The sequence below is a fragment of the Amycolatopsis sp. lyj-109 genome (assembly GCF_046548995.1).
In the GTDB taxonomy this organism is placed as follows: Bacteria; Actinomycetota; Actinomycetes; order Mycobacteriales; family Pseudonocardiaceae; genus Amycolatopsis.
This window is the reverse complement of the sequence record NZ_JAJPWR010000023.1, coordinates 104,122-126,691: the sequence shown is the minus strand read 5'-3', so window position 1 is coordinate 126,691 and position 22,570 is coordinate 104,122. Positions and strand designations below refer to the sequence as shown.

The 22,570-nt window shown below is 72.3% G+C and carries 21 protein-coding genes; 11 read left to right on the top strand and 10 right to left on the bottom strand.

Annotation, left to right across the window (positions count from 1 at the left end):
• Positions 1 to 43: 43 nt before the first annotated feature.
• Positions 44 to 712 carry a maleylpyruvate isomerase family mycothiol-dependent enzyme gene (locus tag ACLJQF_RS38110; RefSeq protein ID WP_410615139.1) on the top strand — a complete coding sequence of 223 codons (669 nt, stop codon included), beginning with the start codon at positions 44 to 46 and terminating at the stop codon, positions 710 to 712.
• 13 nt (positions 713 to 725) lie between these two features.
• Here the strand turns inward: ACLJQF_RS38110 and ACLJQF_RS38105 are convergent, their stop codons facing one another.
• The 3 genes from ACLJQF_RS38105 to ACLJQF_RS38095 form a co-directional block, all read right to left on the bottom strand.
• The gene (locus ACLJQF_RS38105) at positions 726 to 2,060 is read right to left on the bottom strand and encodes a copper resistance CopC/CopD family protein (protein WP_410615138.1); all 1,335 of its coding nucleotides are present in this window, start codon (positions 2,058 to 2,060) and stop codon (positions 726 to 728) included.
• Positions 2,057 to 2,629, bottom strand: coding sequence for a hypothetical protein (locus ACLJQF_RS38100; RefSeq protein ID WP_410615137.1), 573 nt, complete (start codon positions 2,627 to 2,629; stop codon positions 2,057 to 2,059). The genes ACLJQF_RS38105 and ACLJQF_RS38100 overlap by 4 nt, the downstream gene beginning before the upstream one ends.
• Before the next feature lie 120 nt (positions 2,630 to 2,749).
• On the bottom strand, positions 2,750 to 3,439 hold the full coding sequence (locus ACLJQF_RS38095) for a winged helix-turn-helix transcriptional regulator (protein WP_410615136.1): 690 nt from the start codon (positions 3,437 to 3,439) through the stop codon (positions 2,750 to 2,752).
• Positions 3,440 to 3,690: 251 nt separating this feature from the next.
• Between ACLJQF_RS38095 and ACLJQF_RS38090 the strand changes: the two genes are divergently transcribed.
• The 3 genes from ACLJQF_RS38090 (at position 3,691) to ACLJQF_RS38080 (ending at position 8,823) form a co-directional block, all read left to right on the top strand.
• Positions 3,691 to 5,988: a TOMM precursor leader peptide-binding protein gene (locus ACLJQF_RS38090; RefSeq protein ID WP_410615135.1), complete on the top strand. Its 2,298-nt coding sequence runs from the start codon at positions 3,691 to 3,693 to the stop codon at positions 5,986 to 5,988.
• Positions 5,989 to 6,039: 51 nt separating this feature from the next.
• Complete coding sequence (locus ACLJQF_RS38085; protein ID WP_410615134.1) at positions 6,040 to 7,470, top strand: SagB/ThcOx family dehydrogenase; 1,431 nt, start codon at positions 6,040 to 6,042, stop codon at positions 7,468 to 7,470.
• 108 nt (positions 7,471 to 7,578) lie between these two features.
• Positions 7,579 to 8,823 (top strand): sensor histidine kinase, encoded by a 1,245-nt coding sequence (locus ACLJQF_RS38080; RefSeq protein WP_410615133.1) that lies wholly within the window; start codon positions 7,579 to 7,581, stop codon positions 8,821 to 8,823.
• Between the two features lie 16 nt (positions 8,824 to 8,839).
• Here ACLJQF_RS38080 and ACLJQF_RS38075 read toward each other — a convergent pair whose 3' ends face one another.
• Together ACLJQF_RS38075 and ACLJQF_RS38070 are read right to left on the bottom strand one after the other, a co-directional pair.
• The gene (locus tag ACLJQF_RS38075; protein WP_191307843.1) at positions 8,840 to 9,445 is read right to left on the bottom strand and encodes a DNA-binding response regulator; all 606 of its coding nucleotides are present in this window, start codon (positions 9,443 to 9,445) and stop codon (positions 8,840 to 8,842) included.
• A gap of 174 nt (positions 9,446 to 9,619) precedes the next feature.
• A complete protein-coding gene (locus tag ACLJQF_RS38070) occupies positions 9,620 to 10,366 on the bottom strand; it encodes a helix-turn-helix domain-containing protein (protein WP_410615132.1) in 747 nt (248 codons plus the stop codon).
• A 455-nt stretch (positions 10,367 to 10,821) separates the two neighbouring features.
• Here ACLJQF_RS38070 and ACLJQF_RS38065 point away from each other — a divergent pair, with 455 nt between their 5' ends.
• Together ACLJQF_RS38065 and ACLJQF_RS38060 are read left to right on the top strand one after the other, a co-directional pair.
• Positions 10,822 to 11,019 (top strand): hypothetical protein, encoded by a 198-nt coding sequence (locus ACLJQF_RS38065; RefSeq protein WP_410615131.1) that lies wholly within the window; start codon positions 10,822 to 10,824, stop codon positions 11,017 to 11,019.
• Positions 11,020 to 11,371: 352 nt separating this feature from the next.
• Complete coding sequence (locus ACLJQF_RS38060; protein WP_410615130.1) at positions 11,372 to 11,977, top strand: DNA-binding response regulator; 606 nt, start codon at positions 11,372 to 11,374, stop codon at positions 11,975 to 11,977.
• A gap of 27 nt (positions 11,978 to 12,004) precedes the next feature.
• Here ACLJQF_RS38060 and ACLJQF_RS38055 read toward each other — a convergent pair whose 3' ends face one another.
• Together ACLJQF_RS38055 and ACLJQF_RS38050 are read right to left on the bottom strand one after the other, a co-directional pair.
• The gene (locus tag ACLJQF_RS38055) at positions 12,005 to 14,353 is read right to left on the bottom strand and encodes a sensor histidine kinase (protein ID WP_410615129.1); all 2,349 of its coding nucleotides are present in this window, start codon (positions 14,351 to 14,353) and stop codon (positions 12,005 to 12,007) included.
• 281 nt (positions 14,354 to 14,634) lie between these two features.
• Positions 14,635 to 15,150 carry a DUF899 family protein gene (locus ACLJQF_RS38050; protein WP_410615128.1) on the bottom strand — a complete coding sequence of 172 codons (516 nt, stop codon included), beginning with the start codon at positions 15,148 to 15,150 and terminating at the stop codon, positions 14,635 to 14,637.
• A 148-nt stretch (positions 15,151 to 15,298) separates the two neighbouring features.
• Between ACLJQF_RS38050 and ACLJQF_RS38045 the strand changes: the two genes are divergently transcribed.
• Positions 15,299 to 15,919, top strand: coding sequence for an L-threonylcarbamoyladenylate synthase (locus ACLJQF_RS38045; protein ID WP_410615127.1), 621 nt, complete (start codon positions 15,299 to 15,301; stop codon positions 15,917 to 15,919).
• Here ACLJQF_RS38045 and ACLJQF_RS38040 read toward each other — a convergent pair whose 3' ends face one another.
• A complete protein-coding gene (locus ACLJQF_RS38040; protein ID WP_410615126.1) occupies positions 15,920 to 16,621 on the bottom strand; it encodes a maleylpyruvate isomerase family mycothiol-dependent enzyme in 702 nt (233 codons plus the stop codon).
• Positions 16,622 to 16,754: 133 nt separating this feature from the next.
• Between ACLJQF_RS38040 and ACLJQF_RS38035 the strand changes: the two genes are divergently transcribed.
• Together ACLJQF_RS38035 and ACLJQF_RS38030 are read left to right on the top strand one after the other, a co-directional pair.
• Positions 16,755 to 17,144, top strand: coding sequence for a YciI family protein (locus ACLJQF_RS38035; protein WP_191307832.1), 390 nt, complete (start codon positions 16,755 to 16,757; stop codon positions 17,142 to 17,144).
• The gene (locus tag ACLJQF_RS38030) at positions 17,141 to 18,367 is read left to right on the top strand and encodes an RNA polymerase sigma factor (RefSeq protein ID WP_410615125.1); all 1,227 of its coding nucleotides are present in this window, start codon (positions 17,141 to 17,143) and stop codon (positions 18,365 to 18,367) included. The genes ACLJQF_RS38035 and ACLJQF_RS38030 overlap by 4 nt, the downstream gene beginning before the upstream one ends.
• A gap of 90 nt (positions 18,368 to 18,457) precedes the next feature.
• On the opposite strand, the gene ACLJQF_RS38025 is transcribed toward ACLJQF_RS38030, so the two are convergent.
• Together ACLJQF_RS38025 and ACLJQF_RS38020 are read right to left on the bottom strand one after the other, a co-directional pair.
• Complete coding sequence (locus ACLJQF_RS38025; protein ID WP_410615124.1) at positions 18,458 to 19,153, bottom strand: winged helix-turn-helix transcriptional regulator; 696 nt, start codon at positions 19,151 to 19,153, stop codon at positions 18,458 to 18,460.
• The gene (locus tag ACLJQF_RS38020; protein ID WP_410615123.1) at positions 19,150 to 20,010 is read right to left on the bottom strand and encodes an AfsR/SARP family transcriptional regulator; all 861 of its coding nucleotides are present in this window, start codon (positions 20,008 to 20,010) and stop codon (positions 19,150 to 19,152) included. Before ACLJQF_RS38020 ends, ACLJQF_RS38025 begins: the two co-directional genes overlap by 4 nt.
• Before the next feature lie 491 nt (positions 20,011 to 20,501).
• Between ACLJQF_RS38020 and ACLJQF_RS38015 the strand changes: the two genes are divergently transcribed.
• Positions 20,502 to 21,410 (top strand): helix-turn-helix domain-containing protein, encoded by a 909-nt coding sequence (locus tag ACLJQF_RS38015; RefSeq protein ID WP_410615122.1) that lies wholly within the window; start codon positions 20,502 to 20,504, stop codon positions 21,408 to 21,410.
• A 30-nt stretch (positions 21,411 to 21,440) separates the two neighbouring features.
• A complete protein-coding gene (locus tag ACLJQF_RS38010; protein ID WP_410615121.1) occupies positions 21,441 to 22,436 on the top strand; it encodes a DUF1702 family protein in 996 nt (331 codons plus the stop codon).
• Positions 22,437 to 22,570: the final 134 nt, after the last annotated feature.

The following is a 22,570-nucleotide window of genomic DNA, read 5'->3' as shown; positions in this document are numbered from 1 at the left end:
TACTGGGCCGGACGCCCCCGATCGTGCCAGGCGAGGAGGACTCGTGACAGCGAGCCTGCCGGTTCCGGACTTCGTGGCCTACCGCGCCGTGCGCCGCGGCGTCCGCGACCTGCTCGGGGGACGGCCCGGCGCGTGGTTCCACCGGGTCCCGGCGTGTCCGGAGTGGACTGTCACGGACCTGCTCGGCCACCTCACGGCGATCGCCGGGCGGGTCCTGGCGCGCCACGGCGGCGGCCCGGTGTCGCCGGCCGGGGCCGTGGCGGTGCCGGAGCTGCTCGACCACTGGGACGACGTCGGCGAGGAGCTCGACCGGCGGCTCGAGGACGCGGGCGGGCGCAGTGGCGCGGTGATGGTGATGGACGCCTACACCCACGAGCTGGACCTGTGCGCGGCCCTCGGCGTCGCGCCGCCGGAGGACCACGCGGCCGAGGCGCCGAGCTTCGAAGTGCTGGTCAGCGGACTGTCAGGCTCGATCACGGCACGCCGGTTGCCGTCGCTGCGGCTGTGCACGACGTCGGGTGCGGAGTGGACGGCAGGTGATGGCCGTCCGGCGGCGACGGTGACCGCGCCCACCCACGACCTCTACCGCTCCCTGGCCGGACGACGGTCCCTTGCCCAGCTCGCGGCCCTGGCCTGGAGCACGGCGCCCGAGCCGTGGCTGCCCGCGTTCGGCTGGGGGCCGTTCGCGCCGCCCGCCCAGCCGGGCGTCTGACGGGCGGCGGGGCTCAGCCGGACGGCGGGGTGACCGTCAGGAGGGCGGCCAGGGCCAGCACCACGACGCTGAGCAGCACCTCCACCACCACTGCCTGGCGCAGGCGGCGCAGGTCCGCCGTCACCGTCTTCGTCGCGCCTTCCGGCGGTGCCGCCGGGGTCAGGCTCCGGCGCACCGCCCGGCGGGAGCGGCTCGCCACCGCCAGCAGCACCGCGAAGCCCGCGATCTTCAGCAGGACCAGCAGGCCGAACCGGGTCGTCCAGAGGGACGGCAGCGACGGCATGATGCGCAGCGCCAGCACGGTGCCGCTGAGCGCGATGGCCGTCACCGCTCCGCCCGCGATGCGGGAAAAGCGCGTCGCCACGGGAGCCAGGTCCTCGTCGGCTGCCGGGCGGTGGAGGCACAGGGCCAGCTGGGCCAGGCCACCCGCCCAGACGGCGATCGCGCCGAAGTGCACCAGGTCCGCCGAGACCGAGACGAATATGATCGGGTCGGTGACCGGGTGGCCGGTGGCCGAGAACGTCAGCAGCACGAGGAAGCCGGTCACCACGGCCAGGTTCTCGTAGCGGGAGCGCAGCCGTTCCGGAAGGTCCGGCCGCAGCAGCCGGGGGAGCAACAGCGCCAGCACGGCCACCGCGGCCAGCCGGAGCAGCAGCAGCTTCCCGTAGGCGACGCGCAGGGTGTCCGCCAGCAGCCGGGTGTCGAACACCGCTTCGAGGTTCCGCCCGGCCGCGTACGGGCCCTGCAGCACGAACGCCGCGACGGTCGTCGCCGCGACGAGGCCGGCGCCCCAGCGCAGCAGCCGCCGGGCACGGGGGTCGGCGCGGGCCGCCGGACGGCACAGCACCACGAACGCCAGCCCGCCGAGCAGCACGACTCCGAGGTAGGCCAGCCAGCGCGCGCCCGTCGACACGGCGTCGACGGCCGCGTCGGTGCCGGTCGCCGCCGACACCGCGCCGGCCGACGTCACCATCGGCCCGGTACCCACCACGAACGCGAAGGTGCCGCGCACCGGGTGGGAGTCGGCCGAGACGAAGGCGTATTCGACCAGGTAGGTGCCGTCCGGCAGCCCCGGCTTCAGCCGCACCGCGACCTGCTCCGCGGCCTCGCCGGGCTGGAACACCGGGCCGGTGTCCACCTGCCTGCCCTCGAGGTCGACGACCTTGATCGACCCCGGCTGGATCCCGACGTTCTCCGATAGGGTGACCGACACCAGGGACGGCGCCGCGCTCAGGCGGGCGCCGTCCCCGGGGGTCGACGAGACGATCTCGACGTGCGCGAAAGCCGGAGTCGCGCCGAGCACCAGCCAGCCGATCAGGAAGGCCAGCAGGGCCAGCGCGCGCTTCACGCGGCGAGCGCGGGCTGCTTCGGCGCGCCGCAGAGGCACTGGGTCAGCTCCCGCTCGGCGGCCGAGGCGCGCCGGTGCAGGACGACCGCGACGATCATCGGGATGGTGACGATCGTGTTGTAGAACAGGTGCAGCTCGACCCGGGGGATCAGCAGCTGGACGATGCTGCTGGGCACCTTGCCGCCGCCCAGCCGCCAGCCGGACTGCGCCTGGATGAACAGCAGCAGGTGCTCGATGTGGTGCCAGAACTGGATGGCGAGCGCGAGGTTCCACCACTGCCGTGACCGGCCGGCGAAGCCGTACCGCAGGATCCACAGGAACACCAGCATCACGAGCGCGTAGCCGTAGTGCAGCCATTCCTGCGAAATGAGCCACGGGAACGGCACCCCGAGCACTCCCCGCGCCCGCGAGGTGGGCCACCCGAGCCCGTAGATCTGCACGGCTTGGACGATGTGCTCGGCCCAGTGGGCCAGCACGATCACCATGAACACGGCGAGGGCCCGGTTGTGGTACTTCCCGTTGAGCGTCCCCAGGAAGCCGGCCGGCCGAACGAACTCGGAGGTCGACATGCAAGTGCCCCTTCTCGAAGGACCGAATCTCGGCTTTCCGACGATAACGCTCCCGGCGGCCCGCTCCGTTACTCCGGATTGCCCATTTCGCCGGGTCGGCCGGCCGCACCCCGGGGCGGCTCAGTGCAGGGTGAGGCCGTCGGAGAGCTCCGGCTTCGGGGGGATCCGGAACAGCTTGGTGAACAGCTCCAGGTGCGCGAACGCGCCTTCGATCTTCACCCGGCCGGACGCCATCGCCTCGGCCGCGGTCAGGTTGCCGTTGAACAGGTTGATCAGCTCCGGCCCCTGCGGCTCGATGACGATGTCCGCCGAGGGGTGGTCGCCGCTGCTCACCTTCAGCGTTCCGTCGTCGATCATGGCGTGGATGATCAGCGAGTCGCTGTGGCGCAGCACGTACGTCACGTGCACGCCGCGCGCGGCTTCCTCCTGGAACGTCGTGTAGAGCGAGAGGATGGCGGCGTCGGTGGTGAAGACGTCGTCGCCCTTCGGGTAGCCGAGCGAGCGCGCGCCCCACAGCCCGAGGTCCAGCAGGATGTGGTCCAGTTCGCTGCCGTACTCGGTGAGCTCGTAGACCAGGCCGGCGTCGAGCTGCGGCAGGACGCGGCGGCGGACGACGCCGGCCTGCTCCAGCTCGTTGAGCCGGGACGACAGGATGCTCGCCGGGATGCGGGGCAGGCCTCGCTGCAGGTCCGTGAAGCGCTTCGGGCCGAGGATCAGGTCGCGGATGACGAGCATGGACCACCGCTCGCCGATGATTTCGAGAGCACGCGCCAGGCCGCAGAACTGTCCGTAGGTGCGTGTGGTCGTCATACTCGGTCCTCACTGTGGGTCGCATCGGACGCGCGCGCACGCCCGTCGGCTAGCTAACGCGCTCGGGATCCAGGTTGACGACCCGCTCGGCCGCCGGGCCACTGCGGTGTGCATGCCTTCGTTGTGGATTTCACGGGAAATGCCGTGTGTTTCGCATACCCGGGTAGGTGTGCCGCGCACTGGCCGCAGGTCCGGCCGCCGGAGAAGAATCCGGTTTCTCGGATTATGCGCACCGGCGGCAGGGAGTTGAAATGAGCGGATCGGCCGTGCAGCCCGCCTTCCACCCGTCGACGTCGCACGCGCGCGGCCGCGTGCTCGGCTTCAAACGGCACCTGCGCGCCGAGGTCAGCAACGGCAACGGCGCCTACCTGTTCTCCGAACGCGGGGTCATCGCGATGCGGGGCGCCCGCATCGAATCGCTCGCGCCGCTGCTGGACGGGACGTGGGAACTGGCCGACGTGCTCGGTGCGCGGCCGGACGGGATGGCGCCCGAGGAGGTCGCGGCGCTGGTGGCCCAGCTCGTCGAGGCGGGCCTGGTGGCCGTGCGCGAGGCGGCCGGGCCCGGGGCCGACGAACGGGAGCTCGCCTACTGGGACGCGTGCGGCATCGACGCCGGCGAGGTCGCGGCCGGCGACACCCGCGGCAACGTCCGGCTGATCGCGGTCGGCGAGGACGTCGACACGCGGCCCGTCGAGCAGGCGCTGGCGGGCGCGGCCCTCGACGTCGTCGGCGGGACCGGCGAGCCCGACCTGAGCGTGGTGCTGTGCACCGACTACCTCGACCCGCGGCTGGGCGAGGTCGACGCCGAGCACCGCCGCACCGGACGGCCGTGGCTGCTGGCGCGCCCGTTCGGCGCCCAGGTCTGGATCGGGCCGGTGCTGCGGCCGCACGAGTCGGCGTGCTGGCTGTGCCTGACCAACCGGCTGTGGGCCCACCGGCACGCCGAAGCGTGCGCCCAGGAGGTCCTCGGTCACGTCGGCCCCGCGCGCCACCCCGCCGCCGCGCTGCCGCCGCTCACCGCGGCGGCGGCCCACCTGGTGGCGCTGGAGGCCAGCAAGTGGCTGGCCGGCTACCGCCACCGCGGCCAGGAGAGCGTCTGGGTGCTCGACACCCTCAGCCTGCAGGGCGAGCTGCACGAGTTGCGCCGCCGCCCGCAGTGCCCCGGCTGCGGGGACGCCACGCTCGTGACCCAGCGGTCCGCCCGGCCGATCGAGCTGCGGGAGGCCCGGAAGGCCACCTCGGCCGGCGGGGGGCACCGCACCGCGACGCCGGCCCAGATGCTCGAGCGGTACCGGCACCTCGTCAGCCCGGTCACCGGGATCGTGAAGGCGGTCCGGCCCGACCCGGCGGCGCCGCCGTTCATCAACGCCTACCGGTCGGGGACGAACATCGCCCGCGCCCTCACCGGCGTCGTCGGGCTGCAGGCCGGGCTGCGCGGGGAGAACGGCGGCAAGGGCGTCAGTCCCCTCGACGCCGAGGTCGGCGCGCTCTGCGAAGCGGCGGAGCGCTTCTCCGGCAACTTCCAGGGTGACGAACTGCGGATCCGGGCCTCGTTCGACGACCTCGGCGCGGAGGCGGTCCACCCCAACGACTGCATGCTGTTCGCCGAGCGGCAGTACCGGGAGCGCGCGGCCTGGAACGCGGTGCACGGACTGTTCCAGCACGTCGGCGCGCCCTTCGACACCTCGGCCGTGATCGACTGGACCCCGGTCTGGACGCTGGCGGGCCGGCGCCGCCTCCTGCCGACCGGGTTCCTGTACTACGGCGCGCCCACCGGCTGCGGGATCCGCGGCCTGCGCCCGGACTCCAACGGCGCGGCGGCCGGCAGCAGCCTCGAGGACGCCATCCTGCAAGGCACCCTGGAGCTCGTCGAACGGGACGCCGTCGCGTTGTGGTGGTACAACCGGACGCCGGTGCCGGGGGTGGATCTCGCGTCCGTCGGCGACCCGTGGCTGGAGGAGATGATCGGCGGCTACGCGGGCATCGGCCGCGAGCTGTGGGCGCTCGACGTGACGTCGGACCTCGGCGTCCCGGTGGTCGTGGCGCTCTCGCGGCGCACCGACGGGCCGCACGAGCACGTCATCTTCGGCTTCGGGGCCCACCTCGACCCGCGGATCGCCCTCCGCCGCGCGGTCACCGAGCTGAACCAGATGATCCCCGACGTGCTCCACTTCGGACACGAGCTCGACGACCCGGACGCGGCCCGCTGGCTCCGGTACGCGACGGTCGCCAACCAGCCGTACCTCCGGCCCGCCGCGGGCGTGCGGATGCGCGTCCCGGCGGACTTCCGGTTCGTCCACCGCCCGGACGTGCGCGACGACGTGGTGGCGCTGGGCCGGACGCTGGCGGCGGCCGGCACGGAATTGCTCGTGCTCGACCAGACCCGGCCCGACGTGGGGATCCCGGTGGTCAAGGTGCTCGCGCCGGGGCTGCGGCCGTTCTGGGCCCGCTACGCGCCCGGACGACTGTTCGACGTTCCGGTGCGGCTGGGCAGGCTCGCCGAGCCGACGCCGTACGAGCGGCTCAATCCGTTCCCCATCTTCCTCTAGCACCCTGGAGTGTCCCGGAAGAGCACTTCACCCCTCGCGTAGGAGCACCCGTTGACCGCCGACAGCCCGGAGGGACGCGCCGAAACGATCCGGTTGCTGTCCCTGACCGAGGACACCCTGCTCGAAGCCGCGGACGACGGGACGCTCGTCGCCATCTCCTGGTGGGGGGAGTACGAGTTCCCCGGCACGCCCGAGGAAGTCCGCGCGTCGCTCGACCGTATGGCGCTCGGCCCGGTGGCCATGGCCAACCTGGCCGTGGCCGGCCAGGACGAGTCGCGGGTGTCGCTGCGGAAGGTGCTCACCCGGCTCTCCGGTTCGGTGGTGCACTCCCTCGCGCTCAACGACGGCCAGGGGCCGTTGCTGTCGGCGATCCCGGTGACGCAGAACCCCGCGTTCCCGGTCGGCCCGCTGCCGGCGGCGCGGCGCGTCCGGCTCTCGCGGTTCACCTCGCTGCGCGCCGACGGTGGCACGCTGCTCGCCGAGTCGCCGGGAGCGCGGTACAAGGTCGCCTTGTCCAGCTCGCCCGCCGTGGTGATCGCGTCGTCGCTGGCCGCGCCGAGAACGGTCGACGAGCTGGCCGGGACGGCCGGGGTGCCCTCGGCCGTCGTGGCCGACGTCCTGTCCTTCCTGGTCGCCGCCGGGGTGGTGCTGCTCGCCCGGCCCGACGGCGGGTTCGCCGAGTCCGGCGGGCCCGACCTCAGTGTCTGGTCGCCGGGCGACCTGCTGTTCCACACCCGCAGCCGGACCTGGCAGAAGGGGGCGGCGCCGGATCCGGCCGCGGCTCGCGAGATGCGCGAGCCGCCCGTGGTCAAACAGGTCACCGCGGGGCCGACGTTCCCGCTGTACCGGCCGGACCCGGCCGTGCTGGCGGCCAGGGACCCGACGCTGACCAGCCTGCTCGAGCGCGACCACACCTGCCCGGAGTTCAGCGAGCGCGCCCTGCCGGCGCGGCAGATCGGCGAGTTCCTGTTCCGGGCGGCCCGGGTCCGCTCGGTCGGCCCGGCGCACCTGCCCGGCGGCCCGGCGCACGAGGCGTCGCAACGGCCGTACTTCAGCGTCGGCTGCCTGTACGAGCTCGAGATCTACGTCGGCATCAACCGCTGCGACGACCTGGCCCGCGGGATCTACCACTACGACCCGCTGTGGCACACGCTCACCCTGATCAACGACGACCTCCCGGTCCTGGACGGCCTGCTGGACATGGCGATGGTCGCCGCGGGCGGCCACGCCCGGCCGTCGGCGCTGCTGACGATGACGGCCCGCATGTCGCGGATCGCCTGGGCCCTCGGCGGGGCGGCGTACGCCACGACCCTGCTCCACGTCGGGACGCTGCAGCAGGTGTTCTCCCTCGCCGCGAAGGCCATGGGGCTGACCGCGCACGCCGTGCCCGTGGACGCCGGCGACCGCGTCGACCGGGCGCTGAAGCTGGAGTGGCCCGCCGAGGTCAGCGTCGGCGAATGTGTCCTGAACTTGCCCGGGTGAGCCTGCGGCGGGAACGCCCGGATCGCGGTTCCGGCTGTTAGATTTGCCGGGCGGACGTCTGGGGAGATTCCGCGAGGGGGCAACTGGGCGTACTGGGGAGGCGCAGCGGTGGTTTCGGCAGCGAAACCGGCCGGTCCGGCCGTGCCCGGAAAGCGCCGGGTCCGTCGTGGCTTCGTCCCGCGGGCGGGACCCGCGCGGCCCGGGGCCGTGGACGGTCCGGCGGGCCGCCCGTTCCCGCCGCGGCCGGGCCGGTTCGCGCACGCCGGCGGCTGCGTCGCCATCGGGCTGCTCTGTCTCCTCACCCCGCTGCAGGAGGCGGCGGACCGGGCGGTGGTCCTGGCCGCCTGCGGGTGCGGCGGGGCGCTGGTCCTGGTCCACCTGGCCGCGTTCGGGCGCGGGCGGACCCGGTTCCGTGGCACCGCGCTGGCGCTGCAGGCCGTGCTGGGCCTGGCCCCGGTGCTGGAGTTCGGCGCGGCATCGGCCGTGTTCAGCTGTTTCTTTCTGGGCAGCCTGCCGCTGGTGGCCCGGCCGCGCGTCGCCGTCCCGGTGCTGGTGTTGGTGCTGGTGCTCGTGACGGCCGGGGCCGGGGCCCTGGCCGTGCGGGCCGCCGGGCCGGCGGCCGTCGCGGACGGCCTGCGAGCCGCGTTGCTCACCGCGGTGACGGCCTTCGCGGTGTTCGGGCTGGCGTGGCTCGCCGGGGCGGCCGCCCCGGACGAGGACGGCAGGCGGGAGTTCGCCGCCCAGGTGGTCGCCGAGGAACGCCGCCGGTTCTCCCGGGACACCCACGACCTGCTCGGCCTGAGCCTCTCGGCGATCACGCTCAGGGCGGAGCTGATCCGGCGCCTGGTCGACGACTGCCCGCAGGCCGCGCAGGCCGAGCTGGCCGAACTGCTCACGATCTCCCGCAAGGCGCTGGCGGACGTCCGGGCGATCGCGGCGGGGTCCCGGGAGATGTCGCTGGCGGAGGAGTGCCGGTCCGCCGCCTCGGTGCTGCGGGCGGCGGGCATCACGGTCGGCTTCGACGGGCAGCTGCCCGCCGACCTGCCGTCGCCGGTGGCGACGACCTTGGCGGCGGTCCTGCGCGAGAGCGTCACGAACGTCATTCGGCACAGCAAGGCCGCCTGGTGCGACTTCTCGGTCGTGGCGGTGGCGGGCGCGGTGCGGCTGCAGGTGGCCAACGACGGGGTCCCGCCCGCCGGCGAAGACCCGCCCGCGGGCGAGAACTGCGGCTCCGGGCTGCGGAACCTCACCTACCGCGTGGAAGCCCTCGGCGGCGAGCTGTCGGTGGGGGTGCGGCCGGACGGGACGCACCGGCTGTGCGCGGTCGTCCCGCTGCGGGCACCGGCCTGGTGAACGGCGTCCGGAGCCGTTACAGCCATTCGGCTTCGGTGGCGATCCGGATCGCGTGGACCCGGTTGCGCGCGTTCAGCTTCGTCACGGACGCGGCCAGGTAGTTGCGGACCGTTCCGGGCGACAGGAACAGGTCCGCGGCGATGTCGGCCACGTTGCGGCCGCGGGCGGCCAGCGAAAGGATCTCCAGCTCACGGGGGGTGAGCGGGCAGTCGTCGGCTTCCCAGGCGGACAGGGCGAGCTCGCTGTCGATGACGCGGCGGCCGACGGCCACCGAGCGGACCGCGTTCGCCAGCTTGTCCGAAGGCGCGTCCTTCAGCAGGAAGCCGTTCACCTTGGCGTCCAGGGCGCGGCGGACGGTGCCCGGCCGGCCGAGGCTGGTGAGGATCAGGGTGTGGCATTCCGGCAGGCTTTCGTGGATCTCGGTGGCCGCCGTCAGACCGTCCTTCCCGGGCAGATCGATGTCGATGACGGCGACGTCCGGATGGGCCGCCTTCGCCGCGGGGAGGATCTCGTCGCCGGAATCGACTTCCGCGACCACTTCGATGTCGGATTCGAGGTTGAGCAAGGCGACAAGCGCGCCGCGGACCATATCCATGTCCTCGGCCAGCAAAACTCTGATCACGGTGTGACCTCACTTCCCCCAGTGGACGTCTCCCCGTGAGAATGGTACGCCACCGGATCCCGCCGGAAGGCAATTTCCGCCGCCCGGAATGCCGGCGATCGGCGCCGTCCCCACGACGCGCGATCGCCGGCCGGAAGCCCGGCGTGACCGCCTTCCCCGGTTCGGCGGACGCGTTCAGACCGCCACGGGCCGCCGGACGGCCGACGGCCACAGGTCCGGCAGCGCCAGCAGCACCGGCGGGTCGAAGCTGTGGCGCGGCCGCAGCCGTACGTCGGCCAGCACGGCGGTGACCCCGCGGTGCACCGGCACCGGGCCGGCGAGCCCGGTGTAGGGCCGTGGCCCGCGGTCGTCGTCGTAGCCGGCGGCGAAGGTGTGGGCGATGACGTACCAGGCGCCGGGCGGCACGTCGGCCAGCGCGTACGGTCCCGGCCCGGACAGGATCGCGTACCGCGCGGGACGGCCTTCGGTGATCTTCGCCGGGAACAAGCCGACGAATACGGTGCCGGCGGTCCCGTACGGGCAGCGGACGTTCCCGCGCAGCGTGCTGCCCGAGGGGGCCTGGTCAGCGCGTTCGGGGATCCGCGGCGGCAGGCCCCTGGTCTGCCGGTAGCCGCTCGGCGACAGCCCCACGCTGCCGCTGAAGCGGGCGCTGAAGGTGCCGACGCTGTTGTAGCCGACCTGGTGGCTGATGCCGGCCACGGAGATGCTCGTCGTCGCGAGCAGCCGTTTGGCCTCGGCCAGCCGCAGCGCCGACAGGAACCGGCCGGGGGAAAGCCCGGTCGCCCGCAGGAACACACGGGTGAAGTGGAACTTGCTGAACATGGCGGCCCGGGCGAGGTCGTCGACTGTGAGCCGGTCGCCCAGGTGGTCCCGCATGGTCGTGATGGCGCGCGCCATGGCCTGTCGTACGACCTCGTCCATGGTGGCCCTCCTCCCCTCGCCTGGCGTCGGTGGCCGCGTTCCCCTGTGAAACGCGTGGCCGCTGGCGGAATGCTTGTCGACAAGAACTCTAGGGCGGACGCTGTCTACTTCTTAAGTGCTCAGTGCACCATTCCGGATGGGTTTCGCACGGGCCGGACATGCGTTTTGCATATGGCCCGCCTACCGCGGTTTCCGGCGGCCCGGCCGGGTATGTCCTCCGATGGATGGCCGTGCGTTCCCGTCGCGTATCGCGGCGGCGCGAACGCGAAAAGTGAGCGAAACGGCGTTATCCGGTCGTTTGCTGCCCTCTGATACTCCATTCGGGGCAGTCGTCGCACTGCGCGGAGCAGACATAAAGCACATATGCCAGGTGATGTTGGCACTGGTTCCCGACGGTCCGCGAGCGGACTATCTATGGCACGTGAAGCTTTCTACTTCGCCACTGGGAGACCTCAATGTCCGCACGTATTTCCGCTGACGTCCGCGCGCTTTTCGTCGATCTGGGGGTCGAGGTCGAAAACGCCGATTCGATCGAGACCGGTCTCGTGATCGACTGTTTCGAACAATGGGGGAGCCGCGTCGACTCGAGGGTGTGCTTCTCCATTTGCGGGACGAACATCGAAGCGCTGCGCGACGTGGAACTCGCCGCGTGAGCCCGTTCCGGCTGCCGTCCGCACTGGTCCGGGCCTGAGGGAGCCGGTCTCCCGGGTGCATTCGCCCCGGAGGCCGGCTCCCTCGGCGTGCGCCTGACATGCACTGGCGACAGTCGATGGGAAAATTTCCCACCATGCACCTTTTGCTTTTCTACCTTCGGTAGTCGTCCGAGCGCGCCCTGCTGTGGCTTTTCTACCTTCGGTAGTCGTCCGAGCGCGTTCTGCTGTGGTCGGATCGAATTGCTTCGAGGTTGATGTGCATTTTCCGAGGTAAACCCTCTTGGCCCAACCGGGAGTCCCGCGGAAATGTTTAACTGAGGCCCTGGGGAGTTGGTGAAGGCGGAGGCGCCTCGTGATCAAAGTGCTCGTGGCCGAAGACATGCACATAGTCCGGAGCGCGCTCGTGGCGCTGTTGCGGCTGGAGCCCGACATCGAGGTGGTGGCCGAAGTCGCTTCCGGGACCGAGATCCTTTCCGCGGCCCGGGCCAGCGAAGCGCACGTCGCCATCATCGACATCGACCTGCCGGGCAAGGACGGCCTCACCGCCGCCGGTGAGCTGCGCGAGCAGCTGCCGTGCTGCCGCACCCTCATCCTCACCGGCCTGGGCCGTCCGGGCACGCTCAGGCGCGCGCTGGACGCGCGGGTGAGCGGGTTCCTGCTGAAGGACGCGCCGCCGGGCGAGCTGGCCCACGCGGTCCGCGGCGTCGCGGCCGGACGGCGGATGGTGGACGGCGCCCTGGCCCTGGCGGCCTGGGACAGCGACGACTGCCCGCTGACCGGCCGCGAGCTCGACGTGCTGCGGCTGACCTCCCAGGGGTACGGGACGGTCGAGGTGGCGGCCCGGCTGTACCTGTCGGCGGGCACGGTGCGGAACTACCTGACGACGGTGGTGTCGAAGCTGGGGGCCCGCAACCGGGTGGACGCGATCCGGCTGGCCCAGGAGTCCGGCTGGATCTGAAGCGCCGGTCGCCCGGGAAACCGGCTCTCAGACGGGTACCACGGCGCGCAACCGGAACCGGCCGTCGTCCACCACACCGGCGGTGAGCTCGCCGCCGAGGTCGGCCACCCGGTGGGACAGGTTGCCGATGCCGCTGCCCGACGCGGTGCCGGGCCGCGCGGCTCCGTCGTCCGCCGGATCGGCCGGGGTGACCGGGCGCGGGCCGGACCGCTCGACGCCGTCGTTGACGATCTCGAGGCTGACTCCGCCGTCGACCCGGTGCAGGGCGATCTCGCAGGTCTCCACCCGGCTGTGCCGGAGCACGTTCGTGATGCCCTCCCGCAGCACCACCGCCAGTACCGTGCGGACCGGCGCGGGCAGCTCGTCCTGGAGCATCTCCATCTGGACCCGGACGTCGGCGGCGGCGAGCACGGAGCGGGCCGAGCGGGACTCGCTGTCCAGGGACAGCTCCCGGTAGCCGCTGGCCACCGAGCGCACGTCGGAGAGAGCCTGCCTGGTCAGGCCCAGGGTCTCGACCAGCTCCTCGGCCGCCCGGTCGCGGTCCAGTGGCAGCACCCTGGCCGTCAGCTCGCTCTTGAGCGCGATCGCCGAGAGGCTCATGCCGAGCAGGTCGTGCAGGTCGCGGCCGAAGCGCAGGCGCTCCTCGGCGACCGCGGTCTCGGCCAGCCGCCGCCGGCTGTGGTTGAGCTCGGCGACCAGCCGGACCAGCCACAGCATGCCGAACACGATGAGCCCGACCATCACCGTGCCGGCGGAGAACGTCACCGCGTAGAGGGCGTCTTCGCGGGCCTGCCCTGCGACGTACTCGAGCCAGAGGTAGAAGCCGGCGTTCGCGGCGAAGACCAGCCAGCCGGCGACCGGGGGCAGGACCAGCAGCGCGCAGCCCATGAGCAGCGACGGCCAGCTCACCCAGTCCCGTTGCAGCGGCAGCATCGGGAGGTAGATCAGGCAGGCCTGGACGAACAGCATCGCGATGCTCTGGCCCGAGCGCAGCCGGGTGGAGGGGCGGTTGAAGTAGGCGAACTGCAGGGTCAGCAGCGCCGCCAGCGACCCGGCGACGAGCGCGATGTGCCAGCCGTTCGTGGTCAGCAGGAGCTCGTGCACGACGGCCATGAGGCCGAACAGGGTGAAGATGACCGGCAGGAGCACCCGGACCCGCCTCGACTCCGCGTCGGCCGGCTGGGTGCCGTCGTCGGTGGACGGCGGCTCGACCCGGTCCGGCAGCGGCAGCTCGACGAGCAGCCGGAACCGGCCGTCCTCGCCGATACCGCTGCGCACGGTGCCGCCCAGCGCGGCCACCTCGTCCGGCAGCCGGGCGAGCAGCTCGGACTCCGCGGGCAGGTCGTCGGGGCCCACGCCGTCGTTGACGATCTCCAGCGACACCCGGCCGTGCCGCTGCTGGACCGCGATTTCGCAGTGTTCGACGTCGCTGTGGCGCAGGACGTAGGTGACGCCCTCCTGCAGCACCTTGGCGAGCAGGGTGCGCGCCTGGACCGGCAGGTCGCCCTGGTCCAGGTGGATCCGCACGGCGATGTCGGAGGCGGTCAGCAGCGACTGGGCGGTGCGGAACTCCTTCTCGAGCGACACGCGGTAGCCGTGGGACACCGCGCGGACGTCGGAGAGCGTGCGCTGCGCGATGGCGGAGATCTCGGCCAGCTCGGCCTGCGCCTGCTCGCTCGACTTGCGCATCAGGCGGTGCACCAGTTCACCCTTGAGGGCGATGGCCGAGAGGCTCATGCCGAGCAGGTCGTGCAGGTCCCTGGCGAAGGCCAGGCGCTGCTCGGCGACCGCGCGGCGGGCGAGCTCGGTCCGGGCCAGGTGCAGCTCGCGGATCATCCGGGCGACCAAAGGAAGCTGGGCGAAGACCAGGCTGTAGACGGCGACGCCGAGGACGGTGTAAACCGTCTCCAGCGGAGTGTCGTAGCGCAGCTCGATCCACAGCACCGCGGCGAGGTTGAGGCCGAAGAGGGGCCACGCGAACCGGGCGGGCAGCACCAGCACCACCGCGCCGCCGAAGAAGACCGGCATCGCCGACCACATGGCGTCGAAGGTGAAGACCGGCACGTAGCCCAGCAGGGCCAGCACGACCAGCAGGACCCGGCTGGTCCTCGTGTCGAGGCGGACCGACGGCCTGCTGAAGTGGAGCAGTTGGATGGCGAGGAGCAGCGCGACCGCGAGGATGGCGTAACCGGCCGCGACCGGGCTCACCGACTGGGGGATGAGGCCGGCGAGCAGCACGGCCCCGAAGCCGGCGACGACCACGGTGATGATCGAGCCGGCGAGGTAGGTCGCCAGCTTGGGCCGCCGGTCGACCGCGCTCGTGCCCCAGGGCCCGGAAAGGGCGCCCGAGCGGTTCGAGTCGACGACCGGAGACATGCGCAACGATCCTCCGGTGTCGTGGCGTCGCACGGAGTGGGTTCGGTGACCCGGGCTGAGCTCGGTCTGCATGCTTCCGGCCAATCCTATCTCATCTCTCATCCCGTCGGCTCGCATTACCAATCCGGCCCGAAAGTAGGCCGCCCCCTGTACTGCACGTAACCGTTGTCACCAAGCCATTCGGCCGTGACTGTGGCCGGATCGGCGACGATCGGCACAGTCGGCGAAGAGTGGCCGTGCCGCCGTGCGTCCGGCTCCGGCCGAACGTCCGGTCCGCTTCGTCAGCCGCGGCCCCGGCCCCGCGCGACACCGGCCAGCGCGAGGAAATCCAGGTACGGCACCGCGATCGAGCCGGTGTGCAGCACGGATCGCCCGTCCTGGCGGAAGAAGCTCAGGCCGGGACCGTCGTCGTCGTGCTCGCCGGGGCCGGCGCGCTCGAGGCGGCGCGTCGCCGGGAAGTCCGCGGCGAACCCGGTGTCCAGCGCCGAATACACCGGCAGGTCCCACCCGAAGTGCCTGCGGTACTGCTCGATCTTCGTGTAGGGGGCGTGGGAAACGATTACCAGGCGGGTGTCCCGGGTGTGCAGCGCGGCCGAAAGCTCTTCGGCGGAGGCGACGGCGGCGGGCCGGCTGCGATCGGGGACGGTGTGGTGCACCACGAGCCGTCGATGCCCGTCGAACAACCCGGTCAGGGTGACCGTGCCCGCGGGCCCGGCGAACCGGTACGCCCCGGCCGGCACGGGGCGTGGCCGGGGTGGGGCCTGCCGGGTCAGGCCGGGCAGCGCCAGTTCGGTCATGATCGCCTCCTGGGTACGGTGTGTCGGTGCGCACCGCGCATTGTGCGCCCGGACGCCGGGCCAGGTCACCGGTTCGCGAGCGGGCAGAGCAAGGTGGGAGACGCGGGCCGCCGGGCGCGGCCGCGGGCCGGGCCCTAGGCTCGCGGCCATGGCGAAGTACTTCGACGTGCACCCGGACAACCCCCAGCGGCGCGCCATCGGCCAGATCGCGGACCTGGTGCGGCGCGACGGGCTGATCGCCTACCCGACCGACTCGTGTTACGCGCTCGGGTGCCGGCTCGACAACCCCGAGGGCCTCGACCGCATCCGGGCGATCCGCAAGCTCGACCGGCGGCACCACTTCACGCTGGTCTGCCAGGACTTCGGGCAGCTGGGCCAGTTCGTGCACGTGGACAACGCGGTCTTCCGGGCGATCAAGGCGGCGACGCCGGGCAGCTACACGTTCATCCTGCCGGCCACCAAAGAAGTGCCGCGGCGGCTGATGCACGAAAAGAAGAAGACCGTCGGCGTCCGCATCCCGGCACACGTGGTCACCCAGGCGCTGCTGGCCGAACTGGGCGAACCGCTGGTGTCCAGCACGCTGCTGCTGCCGGACGTGCCGGAACCGCTGACGCAGGGCTGGGAGATCAAGGACGAGCTCGACCACGTGCTCGACGCGGTCGTGGACTCCGGTGACTGCGGGGTCGAGCCGACCACGGTGGTCGACTTCTCCTCGGGGGAGGCGGAGATCGTCCGCCGCGGCGCGGGCGACCCGGACCGCTTCGCCTGATCAGTCCGATTCGGACGTCCATAGTGGATTTCTGTGCTGCTGCACCAGTTCCAGCCATCGGCGGGCGCGCGGCCCGGTGGCTTCGACGGCCAGCCCGGCGGCCGGGCGACGGCCGGTGAACAGCAGGCAGAAGTCTTCGGCACGGCCGGAGATCCGGTCCGCCGCGTCGGCGGGGCCGAATTCCCAGAGCGTCCCCGACGGCGCGGTCACTTCGAACCGGAGCAGCCCGGCGGGCGGCCCGCCGTGCCCGGCGTAGACGTCGCCGCTGGTGCGGACGCCGTAGTAGGCGACGTGGCCGATGGCGTCGTCGCGCGGGAGCCGGGCGCCGAGCACATCGGCGATGTCCTGGCCGCGGGCGAACAGGACCGTCAGCAACGCCGCCGCCAGCAGGGACGGCCGCAGCGGGCCACCGGGCCACGGGACGTCCCCGGCCGCGGTGGCCAGCAGCTCGACGGCCTTGCGGTGCTCCGAACGCCAGGCGAGCACGGCGTCGCCGAGCAGGCCGGCGTCGGTGATCCGGGGAGCGGGCCCGGTCCCGGTGCCCTCCACGGCCAGGACGACCCGCCGCGCGACGACCGTCAGTTCGGCGAGGTGGGCGGCGACCGCGCGGGCGGACGGCAGCGGCAAGGCTCCCGCGTGTGCGTGCACCAGGTCCGCAAGGGCGTCCGCCCCGGCCTCCAGATCGGCGTACACGTCGGACATGGTCGCGGCCTCCGTGGCTGATCGGCGCTGAGGTGTCGATGCTGCTCCCGGGCCGCCGCCGCGGGCGACTCGTGGGTTGCGGTCCCGGATCGGCTATGTTCGGGACCGGCAAGGCCGGATCCGGGGAGGACACGTGAAGTACCTGCTGGCGATGTACATGAACCCCGACGTCTGGGAGGCGCTGTCCGAGCAGGACAGGGACGAGGTGATGAGCGGCCACGGCGAGTTCATCCGCCGGATCCGGGAGTCAGGGGAGATGATCAGCACCCAGGCCCTCGACGCCCCGGCCCGCAGCGCCGTCGTCCGGGTGACCGACGGGGTCCCGGCGGTGACCGACGGGCCGTTCATCGAGTCGAAGGAGTTCCTGGCCGGGTTCTACCTGGTCGAGTGCGCCTCGCCCGAGCGCGCCTACGAGGTGGCCGCGATGATCCCGGACGCCGGGATCAAGGGGCTCGGCATCGAGGTCCGGCCGGTGGTGTTCTTCGCCGACGCCGAAACCGAATCCGGGTTCACCGGCGGGTGAGCGCGTCCGTCGGGGAGCGCCTGCGGCCGCTGGTGCCCCAGGTGCTCGGTGCGCTCGTGCGTCGGTACGGCCAGTTCGACGCGTGCGAAGACGCCGTCCAGGAGGCACTGCTCGCCGCGTCGCAGCAGTGGCCCGCCGACGGCGTGCCGGACAACCCGTATGGCTGGCTCGTCGCCGTCGCGACCCGGCGGCTCACCGACCACTGGCGCAGCGAAAGTGCGCGGCGGCGGCGGGAGGAGTCCGTCGCGGTCCGCGAGCCGGTGGTGGCGCCCGGGCCGGACGACGACCGGCCGTCCGACGAGGACGACCCGCTCACCCTGCTCTTCCTCTGCTGCCACCCGGCGGTCTCCCCGCCCTCGCAGGTCGCGCTGACGCTGCGCGCGGTCGGCGGGCTGACCACGGCGCAGATCGCCAAGGCCTTCCTCGTGCCCGAAGCCACCATGACCCGGCGCATCACGCGGGCGAAGGAGAGCATCGCGGCGGCAGGCTCGACGTTCGGCGAACCGGACTCGGCCGACCGCGCGGAGCGGCTCCGGGTCGTGCTGCAGGTGCTGTACCTGATCTTCAACGAGGGCTACGCGGCCACGTCCGGGACGGACCTCCAGGCACCCGAGCTGGCGCGCGAAGCGATCCGCCTGACCCGCGGGGTGCACGCGCTGCTGCCGGACGACGGCGAGGTGGCGGGCCTGCTCGCACTGATGCTGCTGACGGACGCACGCCGGCCTGCGCGGGTCGGTCCCGAAGGCGAACTGGTCCCGCTCGCCGAGCAGGTCCGCGGGCGGTGGGATCGGGCAATGATCGCCGAGGGCGCCGGCCTGGTCCGCCGTACGCTGGGCCGTCACCCGGTCGGCCCGTACCAGGTGCAGGCGGCCATCGCCGCGCTGCACGACGAAGCGCCCAGCGCGGAGACCACGGACTGGCCGCAGATCGTCCAGCTCTACGCGGTGCTCCAGGAGCTCGCGCCGAGCCCGGTGGTCACGCTGAACCAGGCGATCGCGATCGCGATGGCGGAGGGGCCGGAACGGGGGCTGGAGCTGCTGGCCACCCTGGCGGACGACAGCCGGATGAAGCAGAGTCACCGCCTCGACGCGACCCGGGCCCACCTGCTGGAACTGGCCGGCGACCACGAAGCCGCCCGAACCCACTACCGCCGCGCGGCAGAGGCGACCGCGAGCCGGCCCGAGCAGCGTTATCTGCTGGGGCGGGCTGATCGGCTGGGGTGACTCGCGCGCGTGGCCGGGCCGAGCGGTTGCCGCGGCCCGGCACGGGCTCGTGGGCGGCCACCGCGGGGGTGGCCACCCACAGCACTGTCCTCAGTGGACGACGATGCCCTCCTGCGGCGAAGGTGCCGCGGTGATGCGGAAGAGCCGGGCGAACAGCTCCAGGTCGGCCAGCCTGCCGTCGATCGCGATGCGGCCCGTGCGGACCGCCTCCGCGGCGCTCGTCTGGCCGCCGATCACGTCGAGGAGGACCCGGCCGCGGTCGGCGCGGATGACCAGGTCCGCGTCCGGGAGGCGGCCCTCCGCCACCTTCAGCGCGCCGTCGTCGACCATCGCGTGCAACGTCATCGTGTCGTGGTAACGGATCTCGAACGTCGCTTGCACGCCGTCGGCGGCGTCGCTCTGGAACGTCGTGTAGAGCGAAAGGATCGCCGCGTCCAGCGTGAAGACGTCCTCCGGGTCACGGCCGTTCAGCGAGCGCGCTCCCCACAGCCCGAGGTCCAGCAGGACGTGTTCCAGCTCGCTGCCGTACTCGGTGAGCTCGTACACCACGTTGGCGTCCAGGTCGGGCCGCACGCGCCGGCGGACGACGCCGGACTTCTCCAACTCGTTGAGCCGGGCCGACAGGATGCTCGGCGGGATCTTCGGGAGCCCGGCCTGCAGCTCCGTGTACCGCTTCGAGCCGAGCACGAGGTCCCGCACGATGAGCAGTGCCCACCGCTCACCGACGAGCTCCATCGCGCGGGCCACTCCGCAGAACTGGCCATAGGTACGGGTTTGTGCGGTCATCGGTCCTCACTTCGTGCGGTGAGGTGGAACTGGTTGTGGTCGCCCTCGGAGATGAGCTCGCGGTGCAGCAGCTGCAGGTCGTCGCACGGCTCGACGCCCAGCTCCTCGGCGAGCCGGCGGCGCAGGTCGCGGTACACGGCCATCGCGTCGGACCGGCGGCCACTGCGGCCCAGCACCCGCATCAGCTGCCCGTGCAGTGCTTCGTCCAGCGGGTTGCCCACGGTCAGCGACCGCAGCTCGCCGATCAGCTCGCGGTGCCGTCCGCTGGCGATCTCCGCCTCGACCAGTAGGTGCAGCGTGGTGCGGTGCTGCTCGGCCAGCTGGGTCACGTACGACTGCAGCACCGGTCCACAAGAGACGTTCGCCAGCGGCGGGCCCGACCACAGGTCCAGCGCCTCGCGGAACCGGCCCGCCGCGTCGTCGTGCCGCCCGTTCCGTTGCAGGACCTGCCCTTCGTGCTGCAGCCGGTCGAAGCGGAAGACGTCCACCTGCGCGGGGTCGATGCGGAAGACGTAGCCCGGGTTCTTGGTGACGAGCAGGTCGTCGGCGTTCTCCGCGAGCCCGATCTGCTGGATGCACCGCCGCAGATGGTAGACGTAGGTGTGCAGGGTGGTCCGCACCGTGCGGATCGGGTCGCCGGCCCACAGCTCCTGCATGATCGAGTCGGCGTGGACCAGCCGGCCCGGCCGGACCACCAGCAAGGCCAGCAGCTGCAGGACCTTCGGTGTCGTCGGCGCGTAGTCGACGCCGTCACGCAGGAGGCCGAGCGGGCCGAGGACCGTGAAGCGGACGACACTTTCGGATGGTTCCCGTGGCCGCGGGGTTGCCCCGGCCGCTAGCCTAGTTTCGGAGTACATTGCCGAACGCCTCCAGTGTGCAGCCGTGTGCCGGCTCCCCAGTAGTGTCGCGTCAGGACCGATGTACTCCCGATGTACCGTCGATCCCCCGCTGTCCACACTCGAATGTGACAGAGCGGCCGGGGTGCGGCCAGTGAGCCGCCCACCAGAGTCGAACTGTGTTTCTCCGCCCGGACCCGTGCGTTCCGCACGTTTCGCGGCCGCGTGCCGCGGACTCCCGACCCGGCCGGATTGGCCGTCCGGATCATGCCGCCCGGCCGGGCGAACGGCGGAAGGCCGGTGTTCACTTGCCGTGTCGGGGCAGCTTTCACAACGGATCCGTGCGAAGTGCACGACGGGAGCCGTGCCCTTCGCACGGGTTCGGCGTTCCCCGCCGACAGCGCCTTCTCCGATCTCCGTCGAGGCTCGATCGGTCGTCCACCGACCCGCGACATCCGGCGTCTTACCTGGCGGCGAGGGAAATTCAAGCGGAGGAATTCGAGGTTGGACTGATGATCTTGCGATCGATTGCGTCCACGGGGGCGCAGCGGGAGGCCGGCGAGCCACCGGAGGACGCGGACCGGCTCAGACGCGAACAAGCCGTCCAGCCGGCGATCCTGCGGGCGATCGAGCTGCTGCTCGAACGCTACTTCGAGCCCATCACCCTGTCGGCGCTGGCCGCCGAGGTGTACGTGAGCCCCTTCCACTTCTCGCGCATCTTCGCGAAGGCGACCGGGGTCACCCCGGGCCGGTTCCTGACGGCCGTGCGCCTGTTCGAGGCGAAACGGCTGCTGCTGACCACTTCCCTGACCGTGTCGGACATCGTCTGCAGCGTCGGCTACAGCAGCGTCGGCACCTTCACCAGCCGGTTCGTCCGGGTCGTCGGCATGACGCCGACCGAGTACCGCGAACCGGACGTCGGCGACCTGCTCGTCGCGCACTCGGCGCACTTCCAGCGGCTGCCGTCGCAGCAGTCGCTGCGCGAAGCCGGCCGCGGCTGCGCTTCGCAGCCGATGGGCACCGGCCACCTGGACGTCGACCTGGTGGTGCCGGACGATGCGGCCCCGGCCACCGTTCTCGTCGGCGTGTTCGCCGACAACGTGCCGCAGCGCGGCCCGGTCGCCTTCGGCGGCTCGGCCAACACCCGGTCCGGGCGGGTGACCGTGCACGGCGTGCCGGAGGGCAACTGGACCGTGATTGCGATCGCCGACCACAGCATGCACGCCAAGAGCGGCCCCGCTTTCACGGTCGGGACCGCCTCGGCCGCCGTGTCGCCGTTCGACCCGCCGGGCGTCACCGTCCGGCTGCGGCGGCCCGCGCTGACCGACCCGCCGATCGCGATCACCCTGGCGTCCCGGCCGACGCCGTCGAGCCGGCAGGAGTTCGCCACGCAACGGCCGCACCTGCGCGCCGTCGCCTGACCCTTTCCCCCGACCGACAGGAAGATCCGGATGTCGACTCTGATCGGCGTGCTGCGCAAGCGCGTGCTCGCTCCCTCCCTCGCGTCCGTCGGCTTCGCCGAGCGCGGGTTCCCGGTGGTGCACACCGACGCCACGGCCCGCCTGGAAGCGGTGCCGCAGGCGGTCGTGTGCGGGTTCGAATGGGCCATCGAAGGCGCGTCGCTGTGGGAGATCGAGCGGCGCCTCGCGCTGATCGAGCCCGAACAGCGCGGGTTCGCCTACGAGGGCGCGACGATGGGCTACTCCGTCCTCGACGCCATGCCCGGCGGCGGCTCGGACCGGACCCGCGAGCTGCTCGAAGGACCGGGCCGCCCGCACATCTTCCTGACCTACATCGGGATCGGGTTCGCGATGGCGCGGCTGCCGCGTCCACTGTGGAAGAAGATCCTGCCCGAGCTGACCGGGGTGGCCTACCACCCGGTGATGAGCTGGCTCGCCGTCGACGGCTACGGCTTCGACCGCGCCTACTTCGACACCGGGAAGTGGGTGGAGCGGCAGGCCGCTCCCGAGCCCTACCCCTGGGCCGGCCGCCCGGAGTACTTCTCGCGGGCGTTCGACCAGGGGGTCGGCCGCGCGCTGTGGTTCATCCACGGCGGGAACCCGGACGCGGTGGCCGCCGCGGCCGGCCGGTTCACCGAGCACCGGCGGGCCGACCTGTGGAGCGGGATCGGGCTCGCCGCGACGTTCGCGGGCGGCAGTGACCAGCTCGGGCTGGCGCGGCTGCGCCGGGCGGCCGGCGGGTACCACGACGAGCTCGGCCTGGGCGTCGTGTTCGCGGTGAAGGCGCGGACCTACTCCGGGTACGTGCCGGCGCACACCGACCTCGCGTGCGGTGCCCTGGTCGACCTGACCGTGCAGGAGGCGCAGAACCTGGCCGACCGCACCGAGCGCGCCGACGGCGACGACGGGCCGGAACCGCCCTACGAGCTGTGGCGGGAGCGGATCCGGCAGGAGCTCCGCCCGGCCGCCGCGCGCCGGGCGAGCTGAGCGGTGATCGTACGCAACCGTGGAGTAGACCGCCGACCAGCGGATATGTGACTGTGGAATCGACGAGCAGAACCAAGTCCCATTCGACCCGTGAGGGGGAGAGTGCGTTGGGCAATGGCTGGCGCGCGCTCAGA

Bases quoted from the DNA above. Each gene is read 5' to 3' on its own strand.
- ACLJQF_RS38040 (WP_410615126.1), bottom strand. From the start codon at position 16,621: ATGTCCGACGTGTACGCCGATCTGGAGGCCGGGGCGGACGCCCTTGCG.
- ACLJQF_RS38025 (WP_410615124.1), bottom strand. From the start codon at position 19,153: ATGACCGCACAAACCCGTACCTATGGCCAGTTCTGCGGAGTGGCCCGC.
- ACLJQF_RS38015 (WP_410615122.1), top strand. From the start codon at position 20,502: ATGATCTTGCGATCGATTGCGTCCACGGGGGCGCAGCGGGAGGCCGGC.
- ACLJQF_RS38065 (WP_410615131.1), top strand. From the start codon at position 10,822: ATGTCCGCACGTATTTCCGCTGACGTCCGCGCGCTTTTCGTCGATCTG.
- ACLJQF_RS38020 (WP_410615123.1), bottom strand. From the start codon at position 20,010: ATGTACTCCGAAACTAGGCTAGCGGCCGGGGCAACCCCGCGGCCACGG.
- ACLJQF_RS38095 (WP_410615136.1), bottom strand. From the start codon at position 3,439: ATGACGACCACACGCACCTACGGACAGTTCTGCGGCCTGGCGCGTGCT.
- ACLJQF_RS38050 (WP_410615128.1), bottom strand. From the start codon at position 15,150: ATGACCGAACTGGCGCTGCCCGGCCTGACCCGGCAGGCCCCACCCCGG.
- ACLJQF_RS38100 (WP_410615137.1), bottom strand. From the start codon at position 2,629: ATGTCGACCTCCGAGTTCGTTCGGCCGGCCGGCTTCCTGGGGACGCTC.
- ACLJQF_RS38055 (WP_410615129.1), bottom strand. From the start codon at position 14,353: ATGTCTCCGGTCGTCGACTCGAACCGCTCGGGCGCCCTTTCCGGGCCC.
- ACLJQF_RS38070 (WP_410615132.1), bottom strand. From the start codon at position 10,366: ATGGACGAGGTCGTACGACAGGCCATGGCGCGCGCCATCACGACCATG.
- ACLJQF_RS38045 (WP_410615127.1), top strand. From the start codon at position 15,299: ATGGCGAAGTACTTCGACGTGCACCCGGACAACCCCCAGCGGCGCGCC.
- ACLJQF_RS38090 (WP_410615135.1), top strand. From the start codon at position 3,691: ATGAGCGGATCGGCCGTGCAGCCCGCCTTCCACCCGTCGACGTCGCAC.
- ACLJQF_RS38010 (WP_410615121.1), top strand. From the start codon at position 21,441: ATGTCGACTCTGATCGGCGTGCTGCGCAAGCGCGTGCTCGCTCCCTCC.